Source organism: Caballeronia sp. DA-9 (genome assembly GCF_051615025.1).
In the GTDB taxonomy this organism is placed as follows: domain Bacteria; phylum Pseudomonadota; class Gammaproteobacteria; order Burkholderiales; family Burkholderiaceae; genus Caballeronia; species Caballeronia sordidicola.
In genome coordinates this window covers 576,950-593,540 of sequence record NZ_CP195132.1, presented here as the reverse complement: position 1 = coordinate 593,540, position 16,591 = coordinate 576,950, and the positions used below count along the sequence as shown (strand labels likewise).

Sequence of the window (16,591 nt, the reverse complement as noted above, 5' to 3'; positions counted from 1 at the left end):
GGCGCGGATGCTCATGATGTCTGGAATGCTGCTTCGCGGCGGTGCAAGGTTGCACTCCAATCAGGCATCGCGCCGGGCCATGGGTCAGAACTTGTGGCGAATGCCGACGAGTCCGACGATCTGATGGTTCGAGCTCGACGCGGTCGCGCCCGTGATCGCCGCAACGGCTGGGCCGCCGGTCGAATCGGTACCCGCTGCGCGCTGATAGAACGCATCGACAAACAGATCGGTGCGCTTGGACAGGAAGTAGTCCGCGCCCACGTTCACCTGGTGGTAGATCGCCGGCCCTACGCCATTCGCATTGCCGTTGTGCGTGTACGTGTAGGCGAGCGCGAGTTGCAGCGCGGGCATCAACTGGTACATCAGGTTGCCTTCCACGATATTGAACACGGCATTGCCACGGAACGCTGCGGGCTTGCCGCCGAGGCCCGTGACGCTGACGTTGCCGAGGTCGTCGAAGCGCGTGTTCGTGTATGTGAGCGCGAACGTTGCCTTACCGAACGCATACTGTCCAGCCGCGGCGAAGATCTGCTGCGTTCTAGCCGTTGCATAGCCGCTTACTGCCGGGTTCGTGATGTTGTTGCCGGTCGTGCTGTCGTTCGCCTTGCTGCCGAAGAACGAGTAGTTCGGCTGATACGACTCGTTGAACGCGAGCGCAAGTGCAAGCGGACCATTCAAGTATTGCGCGCCGACGCCCCAGGTCTGCTTCTGCGACATCTGGCCGGGAACGCCGCCGAAGCTGTAATCGGCGCCGAACTGCAAGCCGCGAAACGATGGGCTCAGGTACTTGACCGCGTTGTTGATCCGGTTGAAGTTGTCGAGCCCGTCGAGATCGCCGAGGTGGGTGCCGTAGCCAATGCCGGATGCAGCCCAGGTGCCGCCGGACGGGTAGGGACTGATGAAGTCGTACTGGATCGTCGCCTGGCGTCCAGCCGACACCGAGCCGTACGACTTGCTGGCGAGGCCCACGTAGGCGCCACGCCCGAACAGCGTGCCGCCCTGGCCGATTGTGCCGTTCGTACTGCTGAATCCGCCTTCCAGCCTGAAGAACGTGCTCAGGCCGCCGCCCAGATCCTCGTTGCCACGGAAGCCCCAGCGTGAACCCGACGCATTGCCGCTCGTCATCGCGTATTGCTTTTCGCCCTTCGCATTGCTGTTGAACGTCAGCCCCGCATCCACAACGCCATACAGCGTGACCGAACTTTGCGCGTGTGCGCTCGACAAGCAGCCTAACGAGGTCGTCGTCGCGGCGATCATCATCATTTTTTTCATCGTGGATTCCCCAAGTAATAAGCGTCCAAAAGGACGGCTGGATTTTCGGCGCGGCTGCGCAGTAAAACTTCAAACAGGTGCTGACGACCGTCCGTGAACGCACTGCGCGATTCGCCGGGCGGACTTCATTCCATTCGTGCATCAATAAAATTCGGATGACTTATTATTTTGAAAATTCTTCGGCATGGAATCGATCGAGCTTTGCCATCGTGTTTGCAGGGTTGGCGCGGCAGAAAACCGGGCCGCCGCGCCCGTCGTGCTCAGGTTTCGGTCGACACGACCGTGCGGCCGTGCAGCACGTAGTTGCCGTCATCGCCGAACAGTGGGGAAATCGGCCACGGCTCGTTGAAGCGCAACCACAGGCGCAGCATGTGCCGCTGCTGGTGATGCTCCGCGCCATTCACGAAACTCGTGCGCGAATGCAGCGTCGTCAGGTTGTTGCAGAACGCGATTTCGCCCGGCGCCATGGTGAAGTCGAGCCGCAGGTCGGGGCGCTGCGTGAGCGAATCGAAGAAATCGAGGGCTTCGCGCTCCATCGGCGTCAGCGCAATGCCGCGCTTTTCCGCGCCCGCATTGATCTGGTTGCGGATGTAGCGGCAGCGGATCACGCCGTCGCGATGGCCGAACACCGGCAGCGGCAGCGCGGATACGCCGTTGCCGGTCAGCGCCTCCTCGCGGCGAATGTAGTAGAAGCCGTTGTACAGCAGACCGAAGTATTCGGGATGCTCTGCCAGAATGATGTTGTAGATCTCCGCTGCACTCACGTAGCTGCTGAGGCCGCCTGCAAGTCCCTGGCGCAGGCACATCAGGCCGAGCAGTTCCGCGCGGTCGGTGTGGTACGGCAGATACGCGCTCGTCTCGTAGCCGCGCACATCGATTTTTCCGTATTCGCGGCCCTGGTCGAACACGTGGCCGAGCAGATCGCCTTTCGGGTTCTGGCCGAGCGGCTCGCCAAGATAAAGCCCGAGTCCCCAGTAGATCATGCAGACCTCTTCGTCGGTGAGGCCGGCAATGTCGAGGCCCTGGAGCAACACGAGGCCCGCGCCGTCGCGCACTTCGGCCGCGATCTCGTCGAGACTCGCACGCAGTGTATCGAGCGGAAAGTCGCCGGTCTGCCATTGCAGCATTGGCACCTTCGCGGCCTGCGCGTGCCGTAGCGCGGCGATAACCTCGCGCTGTTCGGCAGCCGTGATGCGGCGCTGCCAGCGATCGTTGTCGAGCATGTCGGCGCGGCGCCATGCATGCGGCGTGGCGATTGGCTGCCGCCAGACGGTGTCTTGCATGATCGGTTCTCCGTTGTTCATGATGTATCGATACTGGAAAAAGGCGGCGTGCTCAGCGGCGCCTGGTGTCGAGCGCATCGCGCACGCAGTCGCCGAACACGTTCAATGAAATGACGAGCACAAAGATCATTGCGCCGGGCGCGATCGCCATCCACGGGGCGTCGACCATGTATTGCTGCGCGGCGTTCAGCATGCTGCCCCACGAGGGCGCGGGCGGCTGCTGCCCAAGTCCAAGGAACGACAGCGACGCTTCCGCGATCACCGCCGCAGCCGCCGTGATGCTCGCCTGCAACAGCAGCGGCGGCAGCATGTTCGGCAACACATGGCGGAACACGATCCGCAGCGGCGTTGCGCCGACCACGCGCGCTGCATCGACATAGTCCTCGGTGCGGATCGTCATGGCGGCTGCACGCGCGAGCCGCAGGAACGCCGGCAGCGCGGCGACGCCGATCGCGAGAATGGAATTGCGCAGGTCGGGGCCGAGAAACGCGGCCATCGCGATCGCGACGATCAGGAACGGCACCGCGAGCATTGCGTCGGTGACGCGCATCACCAGCGCGTCGATCCAGCCGCCCGCGTAGCCGCTGATCACGCCAAGCGGCACGCTGATTCCGCACGCAACGAGCACCGGCACGATCCCCGCGAGCAGCGACGCGCGCGTGCCCCAGATCAGCCGGGACAACACATCACGGCCGACTTCGTCGGTGCCGACCCAGTGCAGCGCGGACGGTGCCTGGCGCACCATCAGGAAGTCCGAATGCAGCGGATCGAGCGGCGCGAACCACGGCGCGAAGATCGCGGTCGCAACGAACAGCACGATCACGACGCCAGCCGCGACGCTCGCGGGCCGGCGCAGCAGCCGTCGGACGGCTGTATGCAGGCGGCTCGACGCACGCGGCGGGGCGGCGGAGGGCAATGGAACGATGACAGCCATCGTCAACTCCTCAAACGCGGGTTGATCACGAAATACAGCATGTCGGCGGCGAGGCTCACGAGCAGGAACATCACCGACGACACGAGCACGAGCCCCTGCACGACCTGATAGTCGCGATTCAGCACGCTGTCGACCATCAGCTTGCCGAAGCCGGGTATCGAGAACACCTGCTCGGTGAGCACCGCGCCCGCGAGCAACTGGCCGAACTCGATTGCGCCGAGCGTGACGATCGGCATCAGCGCATTGCGCAGCGCGTGGCGCAGCACGACGCGCGTCTCGGTCAGTCCTTTCGCGCGGGCCGTGCGCACGTAGTCGGCGCTCAACGCGTCGAGCATTGCGCTGCGCATGTGCCGCATCAGCACGCCGGCAATGCCGGTGCCGAGCACGATGGACGGCAGCACGAAGCCCATCGCGCAGCGCAGCGGATCCTCGGAAAACGGCACGTAGCCGGACGCCGGAAACCAGTTCAGATGCACGCAGAACGCGAGCACGAGCAGGATGCCGAGCCAGAAGTGCGGGACCGAGATGCCGCACAGCGCGAAGGCGGTCGCGAGCACGTCCGCGATACGCCCGCGCCAGGTCGCCGCAACAATGCCAAGCGGAATCCCGACTGCAAGCGCGAGCATCATCGACGCGAACGCCAGTTGCAGCGTGATGCCGAGTTTGCCCACGAGCAGTTGCGTGACGCCGATGTCGTTGCGCATCGACACCCCGAGATAGCCGTGCAGCGCGCCGCCGATCCAGTGCAGGTACTGCACGTAGACCGGCAGGTCGAGGCCGTACTTGTGGCGCAGTTCGCCGAGCGTCTGTGCATCGACGTTCTCTCCGCCCGCGAGCGCGAGCGCGGGATCGCCGGGCAGCATCCGCTGCAGCAGGAAGATCAGCACGGACAGGATCAGCACGGCCGGCAGCGCAAGCGCGAGACGGCGGCAGACGTAGGCAGCAAAGCGGATCACGGGCGGCTCCTCATCACGGCTGCAGATGCAGCCCCTTTACGCGGATCGTGCTGTCCGGATGCGGCATGAAGCCGCTCAGCTTCGCGCTCACGCCGGTGAAGGTGCGCCGGTGCCACAGCACGGACGACGGATAGTCCTGCACGAGCATTGCATTGACCTCGCGATACAGGCGCTGACGCTCTTTATCGGTCGTGGCCTCGCGCGCGGCGACCATCACCTGGTCGACGGCTGGATCGCAGAACTTCGAATCGTTCGTCGGGCCGTTGCACGAGTACTGCGCGTACAGGTTGCCGTCCGGATGCGGACGGCCGCTCCAGAAGTTGAAGATCGCGTCGAAGTCGCCGCGCCGCGCGCGTTGCAGCATGACCGCGTCTTCCTGCGTCTCGATCTTCATCGTGATGTCCGCTTCGGCGAGCATGGCCTGGATCATCTGCGCGGCTTCCTGGCGCTCGCGCTCGGGCGGCACGAGCAGCGTGAACGTCAGATGCGCGACGCCGGCCTGCTGCAGCAGGCGGCGCGACGCGGCGACGTCGCGCGCCGGCACCGGATGCGCGGGATCGTAGTACGGACTCGAAGGACCGACGAACTGGTTGCCCGGCTGATACTGGTCGTTGAACAGCGCCTTCACGAGCACGCGCCGGTCTATCGCGAGATCGACCGCGTGCCGCACGCGCACGTCGCGGAAAATCGCGGCGCGCGGACCATTGCCGCTGTTGTAGCGGATGTAGTGATAGCCGAGGTCCGGTGCGGACACGACCTTCACGCGCGGATCGTGCGCGAGTTGCGGCAGGTCCGTTGGCGTCAGGCGTTCGGCGATCTGGATCTGGCCGGAGCGCAGCGAAGAGAGGCGCACTGTCGAATCGCCAATTGGCAGGTACTCGATCCGGTCAGGGTCGCCGGCTGTGTGCGCGGCGTCCCAGTAGCCCGCGAACTTCTCGACGACGATGCGTCCCTGCGGCACGCGCTCCACGAACCGGTATCCGCCCGCGCAGACCGGCTGCGAGCCGAAGCGGTCACCGAGTTGTTGCGCGGCTTGCGGCGCGACCATCATCCCCGCTCGTTCCGCGAGGCTGTAAAGCAGCAGGTTCGCTTGCGGCGCGTTCAGCACGAAGCGCACGTCCGACGGGTCGACGACATCGACGTGATCGACCATGCTCAGTTCCGTGCGCCGCAGCGAGCCTGGCAATGTCATATGCCGCTTGATGTTGAACGCGAGCGCGGCGGCGTCGAACGTTTCGCCGTCATGGAACTTCACGCCTGTGCGCAGCTTCACCGTGACCGACCTGCCGTCCTTCGCGACCTCGTAGCCCGTTGCAAGCTGCGGCGTGAGCGCAAGATCGCCGGGCTTGACGTCGAACAGCTTGTCGCAGAGCGCGGTCAGCGGCTGGCGGCCAGTCGCGAGACGGTTCAGCGTCGGATCGAGCGTATCCGGATCCTCGACAAGACCGATCCGCAGCACGCCTTGCGCAGCCGCCTGGGCGGCAGTGAAGGCGAGCAGCACGGCGAAAAGCAGCAGATGAAGCTTGCGCATGGGGTTTTCGTTTCCTGATATTGAGTGAGAGTGCGAAGCCGGGCAGCGGTGCATCTAGGTGGATCGGGCGCGCGGTGCGGGCAGCGGCAACGGCGCGGGCGTCTGCCGGAACCGCTCGATCAGCCGCGCGGTCCGCGGCGGCGGCGGTTCGGTCAGTGACGGACTCAGGCCTTCCCAGTGCGGCAGATCGCGCCAGTGATGGCACGCGCACGCGTGCCCGGTTTCGTCCGCGACGAGTTCGGGCGCTTCGCGGCGGCAGCGTTCGGCCGCGAACACGCAGCGCGGATGAAAGTGGCAGCCAGACGGCGGATCGAGTGGACTTGGCAGATCGGCTCCGAGCACCACGCGCGCGCGCTGTCCCGCTTCGAGCGCCGGCACCGCGCCGAGCAGCGCCCGGGTGTACGGATGGCACGGCGCGGAGAAGATCGTGCGCGTGGGCGCGGTTTCGACGAGCCGGCCGAGATACATCACCGCAATGCGATGCGCGATGTAGCGCACCGCCATCAGGTCATGCGAAATGAACAGCATGCCCACGCCGGTCTGCCGCTGGAGCGCGAGCAGCAGGTTGAGCACCTGCGCCTGCACCGACACATCGAGCGCGGACACAGGCTCGTCGCAGACGATCAGTTTCGGCTCCAGCGCCAGCGCGCGCGCAATGCCGATCCGCTGCCGCTGGCCGCCGGAAAATTCGTGAGGATAGCGATGCATGTGCGCGGCATGGAGCCCGACCATTTCCAGCAGCTCGGCGACACGCCTATCGATGCCCGTGCGCAGATCCGCGTGGTGAACGACCAGCGGCTCCGCGACCAGCTCGCGCACGGTCATCACCGGGTTCAGCGAACTGAACGGGTCCTGGAACACCATCTGCAGGTCGCTGCGGAAATCGAGCAGCGCATTGCGTTTCAGGCGCGCCAGGTCGGCGCCGCGAAACTCGATGCGGCCTTCGTCCGGATCGAGCAGGCGCAGCAATAGCCGGCTGACGGTCGATTTCCCGCAGCCGCTCTCGCCGACGAGTCCAAGCGTTTCGCCCGCGGCGATATCGAACGACACACCGTCCACCGCCGACACGCGCACACGCCGGCCAAACATGCCGCCGGCCGCGTAGTGCTTTTTCAGGTTGCGCACGCGCAGCAGCGGGGCGTCATCGTGCGCGGCCGGGCGCGTAGCGGCCGAGGCTGAGGCTGAGCTCAAGGTTGAAATCCCGTTCATGCGTTCGGCTCCAGCGGGGCGGCGTGGCATGCGCCGGAGTGAGCGGACCCAAGCGAGCGCAGCGCGGGCTCGAGCGTCTGGCACGCGTCGATGCGAAACGGGCAGCGGGGCGCGAACGCGCAGCCGGGCGGCAGCGCGCGCAGGTCCGGCACGCTGCCCGCAATCGCAACAAGCGGCGCATTGCCGGGTTCGGCACGCGGCACCGCGCCGAGCAGGCCGACCGTGTACGGATGCTCGGGATGCGAGATCACGCGCGCGGCTGGCCCGTGCTCGACAATGCGGCCCGCGTACATCACCGCGATTTCGCCGGCGAGTCCGGCCACGAGGCCGAGATTGTGCGAGATCAGCACGATCGCGGTACCGCGCTCGCGGCGAATTTCATCGAGCAGTTCGACTATTTGCGCCTGCACGGTCACGTCGAGCGCGGTCGTCGGCTCGTCGGCAATCAGAAGGCGCGGGCTGCACGCAAGCGCCATCGCGATCATCACGCGCTGGCGCATGCCGCCGGACAGGCGGTGCGGATAATCGTCGACGCGCCGTTCAGCCGACGCAATGTGCACCTGGCGCAGCAGCTCGATTGCGCGTCGCCGTGCTTCGCGGCGCTCGACGGCTTCATGCGCGACGATCGCCTCGGCGATCTGGTCGCCGATCGTGAACGCGGGATTGAGCGACGACAGCGGATCCTGGAAGATCATCGCCGTCGCACGGCCGCGTTGCGCGCGGCGCAGCGCGGCGGGCATTGCGAGCAGATCGCGTCCTTCGAATTCGATGCTGCCGCCCGTAATCCGCGCGCCGGGTTGCGGCAGCAGGCCCATCACCGCGAGCGACGTCACGCTCTTGCCGCTGCCCGACTCGCCGACGATACCCACGCAGCGGCCCGCCGCGACGTCCAGATCGACGCCGCGCAGCGCGGGCACCGGGCCGTGCTCGCTGGCAAACGAGACGGACAGGCCGCGGATTCGCAGGATCGGCGCGGGCGCTGCCGCCGCCTGCGGCGACGCGACATGCTCCATGCAAGGCGACGCGGCCTCCGCGCGGGGATACGCGCCGCTCATGAGCGCGCCCGGGCGGCGGCGTACGGCTGGTCTTGGGTCATACCGGCGTCTCCACTGCAAGAAAAACACGGTTGGTGTTGAGGGACGACCCCGAAAAGCGCGAGCGATGCGGCGCGGTTCGCTCCGGACCGGAGCACACGCGGAACGCCGCTTCCCGCTGTGTCGGGTTCCGTTCCTGGCGGCAGTGTTTCAGGCTGGTACGTGCGCGAGCATCCGCTGGAAGCGTCCCGGTTCTGGGCGCGCGAGCCCGAGGTGCTCGCGCAGCGTCGTGCCCGTGTACTCCTCGCGAAACAGGCCGCGACGCTGAAGTTCGGGCACCACGTGTTCGACGAACACGCCGAGCTGCTCCGGGAAATACGGCGGCATCACGTTGAAACCGTCGCATGCGCCGCCGAGCAGCCATCGCTCCATCAGGTCCACGAGCTGATCCGGTGTGCCAACGAAACTGTGATGCGCACGCGATCGCGCGATCAGCCGCGCGCTGCCGGCAATCGTGAGCTTCTCGCGCGCGGCGTTCGTCAGCAGCATGTCCGCATTCGCGGTCGGCTTCTTCGCGGCGCGGATCGCGTCAACCGGCAGCAGGTCGTCCGGATCGCGGTCGTAGAGCGAAAAGCCAAGGTTCTCGCTGAGCATCCAGATACCGACTTCCGGATGCACGAGGTCGCCGAGTTCCTGTTCGAGACGCCGCGCCTCCGCTTCGGTCGAACCCAGCAGCGGCGACAATCCCGGCATGATGACGACTTCGTCAGGCCGGCGGCCATAGCGCGCCATGCGCTCGTGTGTCGACGTGCGAAACGCACGCGCGAGGTCGAAGTCGGTCTGCGCGGTGAACACCGCCTCGGCCACAAGCGCCGCGAATTCGAGCCCCGGCGGCGAGCCGCCGGCCTGCACGAGCACCGGCCAGCCCTGCACCGGACGCGGTACCGGCAGCACGCCGGACACCGCGAAGCTCTCGCCGCGATGCGCGACCGGCCGCGCGCGCAACGGATCGCGCCGGATGCCGGACGCCGCATCGGCAATCGCCGCGCCGTCGTCCTGGCTGTCCCAAAGCGACGTGCATACATCGATGAATTCGCGGCCGCGCACGTAGCGGTCGGCCTTGGCCATCGCCTGGTCGCGGCTGAAGTTGAGCGACGCCTTGTCCTCCCACGTCGTCACGACGTTCCAGCCCGCGCGGCCGCCGCTCAGGTGATCGAGCGTCGCGTATTTCGTGGCGATCTCGTACGGCTCGTGATAGGTCGTCGAGAGCGTGCCGACGAGCCCAAGCTTCTGTGTCACCGACGACAGCGCGGAAAGCAGCGAAACCGGATCGAGGTTCGACACGCTTTGCCGGCCGAAGAAACGGCCGTCCTTCTCGCGCGTGAACAGCGTGTCGCCAACGAAGAACAGGTCGAACTTGCCGCGCTCGGCGAGCTGCGCGACGTTGCGGTAGAAGTCGAGCCCGGTCACGGACGCGGCCGGTGTGGACGGATGGCGCCAGCCGGCAATGTGGTGCGCGCCGGGATAGATGAAGAGGCCCAGATGGAGCTGCCGGTTCATGAACGGATCTCCGAAAAGCAATTCGACGGGCGGGCAAGCGCGAGGCGTTCGCGCAGCGTGGCGGCGACGGCAGGCGTGCGGCGGCGCAGTTTCGGCACGACGTCGTTCACGAACCGCTCGACGTCGTCCGGTAGCACGGCCGGCGCGAGATCGAAACCGTCGCAGACGCCGTGCGCGTGCCATGCGTCGAGCGTGGCGGCGAGACCTTCGGCAGTGCCGACGAATCGATAGCCCGGCAGCGCCGCGCCGGCCGGCGCGAGTTCGTCCAGATGCCGCGCGCGCGCGGCGGCCGCGCCGTCAGAATCGGCGAGCACGAAGGAAACGGTCGCGAGCACTCTGACCGAATCAGCCGCGCGCCCCGCGCGTTGCGCGAGCATGCTCAGTTCGGCGCGAAGTTGCTGGACGGCCTGCGGCGAGTCCTCGGCGGCAATGAACAGGTCCGCGAAACGCGCGGCCAGTTGCAGCCCGGCTGGCGACGCGTCGTCGAAAACGAGGACCGGATGGCCCTGGACCGGGCGCACCGCCGTCAGTGGCCCGCGAACGCTGAACCAGGCTCCCTGGTGGTGGATGGGATGGATGCGGGCCGAGTCGGCGAAGATGCCGCTCGCCTTATCCGCGATGATCACGTCGTCCTCCCAGCTATCCCACAGCTTCGTCAGGATTTCCACGTATTCGGCCGCGCGCGCATAGTGCTCGTCGGCCGAAAGCGGGCGGGCATGCGCGAACGCCGGATCGCCGCCCGCGCTGTGCCCCAGGTCGAACCTCAGCGCGGTCCGGCCGGCGGACAGGCCGTCGAGCACCGCAAGTGCGCGTGCCGTGTGAAACGGCTCGGTATAAGCGACGCGAACCGTCGTGCCGAGACCGATCCCGGACGTTCCAGGGATGAGCGAGCCGATTAGCGGCGTGGTGTCCGGCGCGAGATCGTTGCGCGCGCCGTTCGCGCCAGCGCCAGCCGGGCGGGCGAAGAGCACGCAGTCGAGCGCGCCGGCCTGCGCGCACGCGACGACTTCCGCGTATTGCGCCATGCCCTGCGGCGACGTGGCAAGGCCGGACACACGCCAGGCGGCCGGGTGATGGCCGTAGTCGGCTATCGACAAGGTGATATGCATGGGGTCCAGATAGAGTCGGGTTTGACATCTGCGGGCGGTCAGATCCGCCTGCATGGATACGCAAGAGCCATGCCAATAAGTGGTATGCCACGCATATAAATAGGAAAGTCCTGTCGCAGCGCATGTTTGCGGCGATGGCGACCCCGCGCGGCGGCTCCCCGCGTTATGCTTGCGCATAAATGGGGTGCACCACATTTATGCGAAAATGGCGCCTGTTCCGTTCCATCGCCGTGCGGCCGCACGTCTCAAGTGCAGCGGCCGCGCACGCGCAACGGGCGCCGCCCGCGCCGGAAGACGTTCTGGCTGCTGACCGAAAAAAGGGGTATGCCACGGACAACCAGGCAAAAAAGTGCGGGTAGTCCAATTGGCGTATCGGCGCCCGTCTATATAATCGGCTCGGACACGCACTAGCCGTGGACTGGCAGGATCTCGTTGCGCATACACAATCAAACCGGTGACCCATGTTAGATAACGAATCTTCTGCGACGGTCCAGGCGTCGCTGCAACAATACTACGAGCGCTCGCTGCTCTTTTCGCGGCCAGGGTTCCTGATCCGGCGTCTGCACCAGATTCACGGCTGGCTCTTCCTGCAGGAAACCAGCGAATTCGACATCACGCCGGTTCAGTACAGCCTGCTGACCACGCTCGCCGAACATGGGGAAACCGATCAGAACACGCTCGCGTGGGATATCGGACTGGAGCGCAGCAGCGTGGCCGAGGTGCTGCCGCGTCTCGAACTGCGCGGTCTGCTGAGTCGCCGTCAGTCCGAGCAGGATCGCCGGATGAAGCTCGTGAAGCTCACGCGCAAGGGCAGTGCGCTTGTGAAGAAGATGCGGCCCGCCGTGCAGCGCGCGCACGATCGCACGCTGGAGCATCTGCCGCCAGCCGAGCGCGAACTGTTCATGCTGCAACTGATTCGCCTCGTCGAGGCGAACAACGAAACGAGCGTGGTGCCGCTGAGGATTCGCTGAGACGTTGGGTTGGGTTTTCTTGCCGGTCGATGCGAAGCGGGCGTGGCCGATGCCACGCCCGCCTGCTTATGGCGCCGCCACGTCGAGTCAGTCCGCGAGCGCGGCGTGCAGCGCACGGGCGACCGCGAGCACCGCTTCGTCGTCGCCGCGCGCGCCGATCACGGACAGGCCGAGCGGTGCGCCATCGAATGCGGTCCATGGGAACGTGACCTGCGGCAGTCCCGCCAATCCGGCAATGCACAGCATCTGCTGGGAGCGGCGGCGGATGCCGTCGATCTCGGCGCCGGACGCGTCGACGCACGGCGCGATCCACGGCAGCGTAGGCATCACAACGAAGGTGCCCGCGCCGCCGAACAGACGCGCGACGCGGCGCAGCGCATCGACGCGAATCCGCTGGGCGTCCGCGACCTGTTCGCGCGAAATCGTGAGTGCGGTCGCGAAACGCGCACGCACGTCCGCGCCGAACGTATCGAGATGCGCGGCCGCCCACGGTCCGTGCTGCACCGCCACCTCCGCACCCTGCAAGACGCGAAATGCGTCGGCCCAACTATCCGGCGCAAGGCCGCCGTCGATCATCTCGATTCGCCATGCGGGCCGCAGACGCGCGCACATCGATTCGAATGCGGCGCGCGCCGGCGGATGCAGCAGCGGCAGTATTTCGTTCGGCACGACGAGGCGCACCTGCTGCGCGTCGTCCAATGGCATGGCCGTTGTGCCATGCGAGAGCACGCCAAGCACGTCAGCGAGCAGCGCGCCGTCGCGCGCGAACCAGCCGACCGTGTCGAAGCTGTGCGCGAGCGTCACGCAGCCGTTGCCTGGAATGCGGCCGTGCGTGGGACGGATTCCCCAGATGCCGCAGTAGCTGGCCGGCAGACGGATCGAGCCGCCGCAGTCAGTGCCGAGGCCGATGTCCGCGTAGCCGGCCGCAACCGCGACCGCGGAACCCGACGACGAGCCGCCCGGCGTCCTCGTCGGTGCGGCGGGATTTTCGGGCGTGCCGTAGTGCGCGTTCATCCCGGCGAGGCTGTACGTCAGCTCGTCGGTGACGGTCTTGCCGATCCATTGCGCGCCGTGGTCGAGCAGCAGTCTCACGGCCGGCGCGTTCGACGCGGCGAGCGGTTGCGCATCGCGCCACACGGGGTTGCCGCCGCCAGTGCGCAAGCCCGCAATATCGAAGACGTCTTTTACCGCGAGGCGCGCGGATGCGAGGACGGGAAGTCGTGCATCATCGATGGCTGGCGCGGCGGCGGACGGCAAGCTTCCGAAGCCATCGCGCACGAACGCGCCATGCAGGCCGGGCTGAAGCAGATCGGCTTTTGTCATTGCGGCGCCTTCGGTTCGTCCATCCAGCTCACGTGCGCGGCGACGACTTTCCAGTTGCCGTCGACCTTCACCCACGTCTGCGACTGGCGGCCGATTCGCGCTTCACCGTCGCGCACGAACGTGATGTTCGCCACGGCGAAGCGGTCGCCGAATGTCGTGATCCAGCGCTGGGTCACGGTTCGCATCAACGCCTTCGACGGACGCTGCGCGCGGAACGCGCGGATCTCGTCGTAGCCAGCAAGGTTTTCGGTCGTGCCGAAGCGCAGTGTATGCGGGCTGTCCCAAAAGAGTGCATCGAGCAGCGCGACGTCGTTCGTCGTCAGCGCGACCTCGTAAGCGGACGACGCGCGCTCGACTTCGGCGTAGGTATTGGATTCGTTGATATGCATGGAAGGACAATTCGTGAGCGCGCGCGTACCGGCGTTTTCTCCGGCGCGCTCGCAATAAACGAGACGTCAAGCAGAGCACCCGGATTCAGCGTCGATTCAGCGCCGCGAGAAAAAGCGCGAGCGGTGCCGCGTAGACCCCGCGTCCGAGCAGTCCCGCGCGGCCAGCCGAGTCTATCATCGCGATCGCGGCAAGCGGGTCGGTGCCGCGCTCGGCGACGGCGGCCGCGTCCAGCGCGCAGCGCAACCCGCCAAACTCCGGCCAGTCGCCGGCGAACAACGGCGGCTGCGCGGTCTGCCAGTCGCCGGGCAGCCATGACGCGAATGCCTCTGCGGGCTCCGGCGCGAGGCGCAGCGCCTGCGCGCCGAAGCCGGCCGCGTCGATCACGCCGCTGTCACCCACGAGCGGCGACGCGATCTCGCGCGACCCCGGCCTGATCCTCGGCCCGCGCGGCGCAGCGGCCGGTTGCGTGACCCAGCGCGACGGATCGCCGGCGAGCCGCACGCCAACTTCGCGTCCATTGCCGGCCAGCGCGACGACGAGCGTCGCGTCCGGGTCCGAGCCGCCGTTCGCGGCGGCGTCCATCATCAGATGGCACGCGGCCATCCATAGCGTCAGGAAAAACAGCGGCGACTGGTCCAGGATGCCGCGCGCGGCCGGCAGTGCGAGACGGTCGGCAAGCGCGGCCGTTGCCGCCGTGGTGCGCGCATGCAGATCGTCGTCGCCCACGAGGCCGGCCGCCGCGAGCGGCAACAGATCGACCGGGTTGCCGGCGAGCGCGTGGGCGAGCAGCGGCACGAACACGGTGTCGCGCCAGCGCAGCCGTTCCAGCACGGCCGGATCGCGCGTGCCGAAGCGGATCTGCGCGCCCGCGCCGCTGCCGAACATCGACCATGCGCGGCGTCGCGGATCGTCCGGCGCGGCGGCGTCGATCACTTCGACAAGCGGCGTATTCGGCGACACGATCGCCGCGAGCGGCACGACGACCCGATACGACTGCGCATCGGCGAGCCGCACCTTGCCGCTTGCGATAAGCCGCTGCGCGTCGGTTTCGGTCGATGCCCAGCCTTCGTGCAGGCATGCGAGCACTGCCGAAGACAGCACGGGCGGCGGCGGCCCGACCGGGTCCGCGAACGGCGGCCCGGCGTGCAGCAACGTGAAGTCGGGCAGGGCGATCGCATCGCGCGCGGACACGACCGCGCGCCATTGCGGGCGGACCGCATGCAACCGCGCCAGCGCGGCGCGGTTCGCGGCGGCACGGGCGGCTCCGGTTCCGGTAACGGGTTCGATACTCACTGCGGACCTCGCGCAATACCGGACCCGCCGAGTACGCGAGCCCACTGGGGCGGATGTTTCATCATCGATTCATCGAAGCGGCGGTTCATGCTGCAATTGGCAACGGCAGGCTGGGCGCATCCGCTTCGTATCGCACGCCGTCGCGCACGCAGAAGGCCGGCGTCAGCATGCGCTCGGTCACGATCTGCGTGCCTTCGTTGTCCTCCAGCGTCCAGCGGCCGCGCTGGTCGTCGAGCACAGAGATGTCCGCGACGCCGCCTACCTTCAGCGTGCCGAGCGTGCCTTCCATGCCGATCATCCGCGCGGCGTTCACGGAGACCATCTTCACAACGTGATCCAGTGGCAGGCCGAGCGCGAGCATGCTCGTCATCGCGCTCACCAGGCTGAACTGCGTCTTGCCAAGAAACGAATGCTCCTCGTCCGGATGCGAGTCCGGCGTGCCGGGCGGAGCGGGAACCACCGTGTTGTAGCCGTGCATGTCGGCGCCGAGCGTGTCGGGCACAACGCCCTGTTCGAGCACGAGCTGCGCCGTGCGGAAACTGAAATGCGAGCCATGCCCCACGTCCACGCGCAGTCCGCGCTGGATCGCCTCCGTCACGAGCGGATGGAGCTTGCCGCTTTGCTCGACAAAGCCGCCCGGATGGCGGCTGAACGGATGCGCGAGGATATCGCCCGGTTTCAGCATTTCGACGACCCGGTTGAAGATCGAATCGGGATCGACTTCGCGGCCGCCCGATTCGGGCTTCGGCCACAACTGGCCGAAATGAATGTAGACCGGCAGCTTGGCGTCGCGGCCAATCTTCGAGGCGATTTTCATCACGTCGACACCCCAGCGCGCGAAGCCGCCAATTTCCGCATGCGCCTTGATGCCTTTCACGAGATCCGGATTCGCCAGCGCGGATTTCACCGAAGCTTCCGCGTCAAGGCATTCGGGACTGTACAGATCGGGATAGTAGTGGCCTTCGAGCCCGCCGACGAGATACGCGGACAGATACGACAGCACGCGCGTCGCCGACGGTTGGGCCACGTAGTGCCGAAAGCCCGGCACGGTGATGCAACTCGCACCGCCCTGGTCGACCAGCGTCGTCACGCCAGAGCGCACGCCGCAGAGGTCGGCGTTCAGGCCGAAACGGCCCGTCACGTATTGATACACGTGTGCGTGCGTATCGATCAACCCGGGCAGCACCAGGCGTCCGCGGCAATCGACCGTTTCTGCGCCGACTGCCTGCGGCGACAGGTCCGCGCCGATGGCCGCAATCGTGGTGCCGTCGACGAGAATATCCAGCGTGGCGTCAATACCGGCGGCGGGGTCGATCACACGACCTTGTTTGAGAAGAAGTTTGGGCATGAATGGTCCGGTTCCCTGTTGCAATGCGTGGTGTACCGCAAGTAGTGTGCCGGGGAATTTTAGCCATCCGCAGGCTGCACTGATCGATACCACTTTACATGGTATGCCACATATATGTAAGGGCCGGTTTTACCGTCGGGCGGCTGTGCCCGGCGGCGGTGCGCACGGCTTGCGCAGCGGACCCGTAGATCTTTGCACGAGCGAGGATGCGATTCTCACCAGCCAGCCTGGATAACCGTTTCCATTCATCTAAATGGTATGCCACGCATTTCACCAAAACGACGCGAACCGCACATGCGCTGTGCACGATCCGGGTTCGCTAACCCAGCTTGGTGCCCACCGGGTGTGGCCGGCTCGCCGGTCTTCAAAGCGAAACAG

General features: G+C 66.6%; 14 protein-coding genes. 1 reads left to right on the top strand and 13 read right to left on the bottom strand.

Annotated features, from left to right (window positions below; genetic code table 11):
- Nucleotides 1–84 precede the first annotated feature (84 nt).
- The 9 genes from ACRWA7_RS09055 to ACRWA7_RS09015 form a co-directional block, all read right to left on the bottom strand.
- On the bottom strand, nucleotides 85–1,272 hold the full coding sequence (locus ACRWA7_RS09055) for a porin (protein ID WP_438392368.1): 1,188 nt from the start codon (nucleotides 1,270–1,272) through the stop codon (nucleotides 85–87).
- Between the two features lie 260 nt (nucleotides 1,273–1,532).
- Nucleotides 1,533–2,555 carry a TauD/TfdA family dioxygenase gene (locus tag ACRWA7_RS09050; RefSeq protein ID WP_438392367.1) on the bottom strand — a complete coding sequence of 341 codons (1,023 nt, stop codon included), beginning with the start codon at nucleotides 2,553–2,555 and terminating at the stop codon, nucleotides 1,533–1,535.
- Nucleotides 2,556–2,607: 52 nt separating this feature from the next.
- Nucleotides 2,608–3,489, bottom strand: a complete 882-nt coding sequence (locus tag ACRWA7_RS09045) for an ABC transporter permease (RefSeq protein WP_438392366.1) — start codon at nucleotides 3,487–3,489, stop codon at nucleotides 2,608–2,610.
- A 2-nt stretch (nucleotides 3,490–3,491) separates the two neighbouring features.
- Complete coding sequence (locus ACRWA7_RS09040) at nucleotides 3,492–4,445, bottom strand: ABC transporter permease (protein ID WP_438392365.1); 954 nt, start codon at nucleotides 4,443–4,445, stop codon at nucleotides 3,492–3,494.
- 13 nt (nucleotides 4,446–4,458) lie between these two features.
- Entirely contained in the window at nucleotides 4,459–5,976 is a 1,518-nt protein-coding gene (locus ACRWA7_RS09035; RefSeq protein ID WP_438392364.1) for an ABC transporter substrate-binding protein, read from the bottom strand.
- Nucleotides 5,977–6,030: 54 nt separating this feature from the next.
- Nucleotides 6,031–7,185 (bottom strand): ABC transporter ATP-binding protein, encoded by a 1,155-nt coding sequence (locus tag ACRWA7_RS09030; RefSeq protein WP_438392363.1) that lies wholly within the window; start codon nucleotides 7,183–7,185, stop codon nucleotides 6,031–6,033.
- Nucleotides 7,182–8,240 (bottom strand): ABC transporter ATP-binding protein, encoded by a 1,059-nt coding sequence (locus tag ACRWA7_RS09025; protein ID WP_438392362.1) that lies wholly within the window; start codon nucleotides 8,238–8,240, stop codon nucleotides 7,182–7,184. Before ACRWA7_RS09025 ends, ACRWA7_RS09030 begins: the two co-directional genes overlap by 4 nt.
- A 189-nt stretch (nucleotides 8,241–8,429) precedes the next feature.
- Nucleotides 8,430–9,779 (bottom strand): NtaA/DmoA family FMN-dependent monooxygenase, encoded by a 1,350-nt coding sequence (locus ACRWA7_RS09020; protein ID WP_438392361.1) that lies wholly within the window; start codon nucleotides 9,777–9,779, stop codon nucleotides 8,430–8,432.
- The gene (locus tag ACRWA7_RS09015) at nucleotides 9,776–10,888 is read right to left on the bottom strand and encodes an LLM class flavin-dependent oxidoreductase (protein WP_438392360.1); all 1,113 of its coding nucleotides are present in this window, start codon (nucleotides 10,886–10,888) and stop codon (nucleotides 9,776–9,778) included. The genes ACRWA7_RS09020 and ACRWA7_RS09015 overlap by 4 nt, the downstream gene beginning before the upstream one ends.
- Nucleotides 10,889–11,349: 461 nt before the next feature.
- On the opposite strand from ACRWA7_RS09015, the gene ACRWA7_RS09010 reads away from it, so the two are divergent.
- Complete coding sequence (locus ACRWA7_RS09010; RefSeq protein ID WP_438392359.1) at nucleotides 11,350–11,859, top strand: MarR family winged helix-turn-helix transcriptional regulator; 510 nt, start codon at nucleotides 11,350–11,352, stop codon at nucleotides 11,857–11,859.
- An 87-nt stretch (nucleotides 11,860–11,946) separates the two neighbouring features.
- On the opposite strand, the gene ACRWA7_RS09005 is transcribed toward ACRWA7_RS09010, so the two are convergent.
- The 4 genes from ACRWA7_RS09005 to ACRWA7_RS08990 form a co-directional block, all read right to left on the bottom strand.
- Nucleotides 11,947–13,182, bottom strand: a complete 1,236-nt coding sequence (locus ACRWA7_RS09005) for an amidase (protein WP_438392358.1) — start codon at nucleotides 13,180–13,182, stop codon at nucleotides 11,947–11,949.
- The gene (gene hpxZ / locus ACRWA7_RS09000) at nucleotides 13,179–13,571 is read right to left on the bottom strand and encodes an oxalurate catabolism protein HpxZ (protein ID WP_438392357.1); all 393 of its coding nucleotides are present in this window, start codon (nucleotides 13,569–13,571) and stop codon (nucleotides 13,179–13,181) included. The genes ACRWA7_RS09005 and hpxZ overlap by 4 nt, the downstream gene beginning before the upstream one ends.
- Nucleotides 13,572–13,656: 85 nt before the next feature.
- Entirely contained in the window at nucleotides 13,657–14,865 is a 1,209-nt protein-coding gene (locus ACRWA7_RS08995; RefSeq protein WP_438392356.1) for an oxamate carbamoyltransferase subunit AllG family protein, read from the bottom strand.
- Nucleotides 14,866–14,950: 85 nt separating this feature from the next.
- Complete coding sequence (locus ACRWA7_RS08990; protein ID WP_438392355.1) at nucleotides 14,951–16,213, bottom strand: amidohydrolase/deacetylase family metallohydrolase; 1,263 nt, start codon at nucleotides 16,211–16,213, stop codon at nucleotides 14,951–14,953.
- Nucleotides 16,214–16,591: the final 378 nt, after the last annotated feature.

Bases quoted from the DNA above. Each gene is read 5' to 3' on its own strand.
- ACRWA7_RS09055 (WP_438392368.1), bottom strand. From the start codon at position 1,272: ATGAAAAAAATGATGATGATCGCCGCGACGACGACCTCGTTAGGCTGC.
- ACRWA7_RS09050 (WP_438392367.1), bottom strand. From the start codon at position 2,555: ATGCAAGACACCGTCTGGCGGCAGCCAATCGCCACGCCGCATGCATGG.
- ACRWA7_RS09045 (WP_438392366.1), bottom strand. From the start codon at position 3,489: ATGGCTGTCATCGTTCCATTGCCCTCCGCCGCCCCGCCGCGTGCGTCG.
- ACRWA7_RS09035 (WP_438392364.1), bottom strand. From the start codon at position 5,976: ATGCGCAAGCTTCATCTGCTGCTTTTCGCCGTGCTGCTCGCCTTCACT.
- ACRWA7_RS09030 (WP_438392363.1), bottom strand. From the start codon at position 7,185: ATGAACGGGATTTCAACCTTGAGCTCAGCCTCAGCCTCGGCCGCTACG.
- ACRWA7_RS09025 (WP_438392362.1), bottom strand. From the start codon at position 8,240: ATGAGCGGCGCGTATCCCCGCGCGGAGGCCGCGTCGCCTTGCATGGAG.
- ACRWA7_RS09020 (WP_438392361.1), bottom strand. From the start codon at position 9,779: ATGAACCGGCAGCTCCATCTGGGCCTCTTCATCTATCCCGGCGCGCAC.
- ACRWA7_RS09015 (WP_438392360.1), bottom strand. From the start codon at position 10,888: ATGCATATCACCTTGTCGATAGCCGACTACGGCCATCACCCGGCCGCC.
- ACRWA7_RS09010 (WP_438392359.1), top strand. From the start codon at position 11,350: ATGTTAGATAACGAATCTTCTGCGACGGTCCAGGCGTCGCTGCAACAA.
- ACRWA7_RS09005 (WP_438392358.1), bottom strand. From the start codon at position 13,182: ATGACAAAAGCCGATCTGCTTCAGCCCGGCCTGCATGGCGCGTTCGTG.
- hpxZ (WP_438392357.1), bottom strand. From the start codon at position 13,571: ATGCATATCAACGAATCCAATACCTACGCCGAAGTCGAGCGCGCGTCG.
- ACRWA7_RS08990 (WP_438392355.1), bottom strand. From the start codon at position 16,213: ATGCCCAAACTTCTTCTCAAACAAGGTCGTGTGATCGACCCCGCCGCC.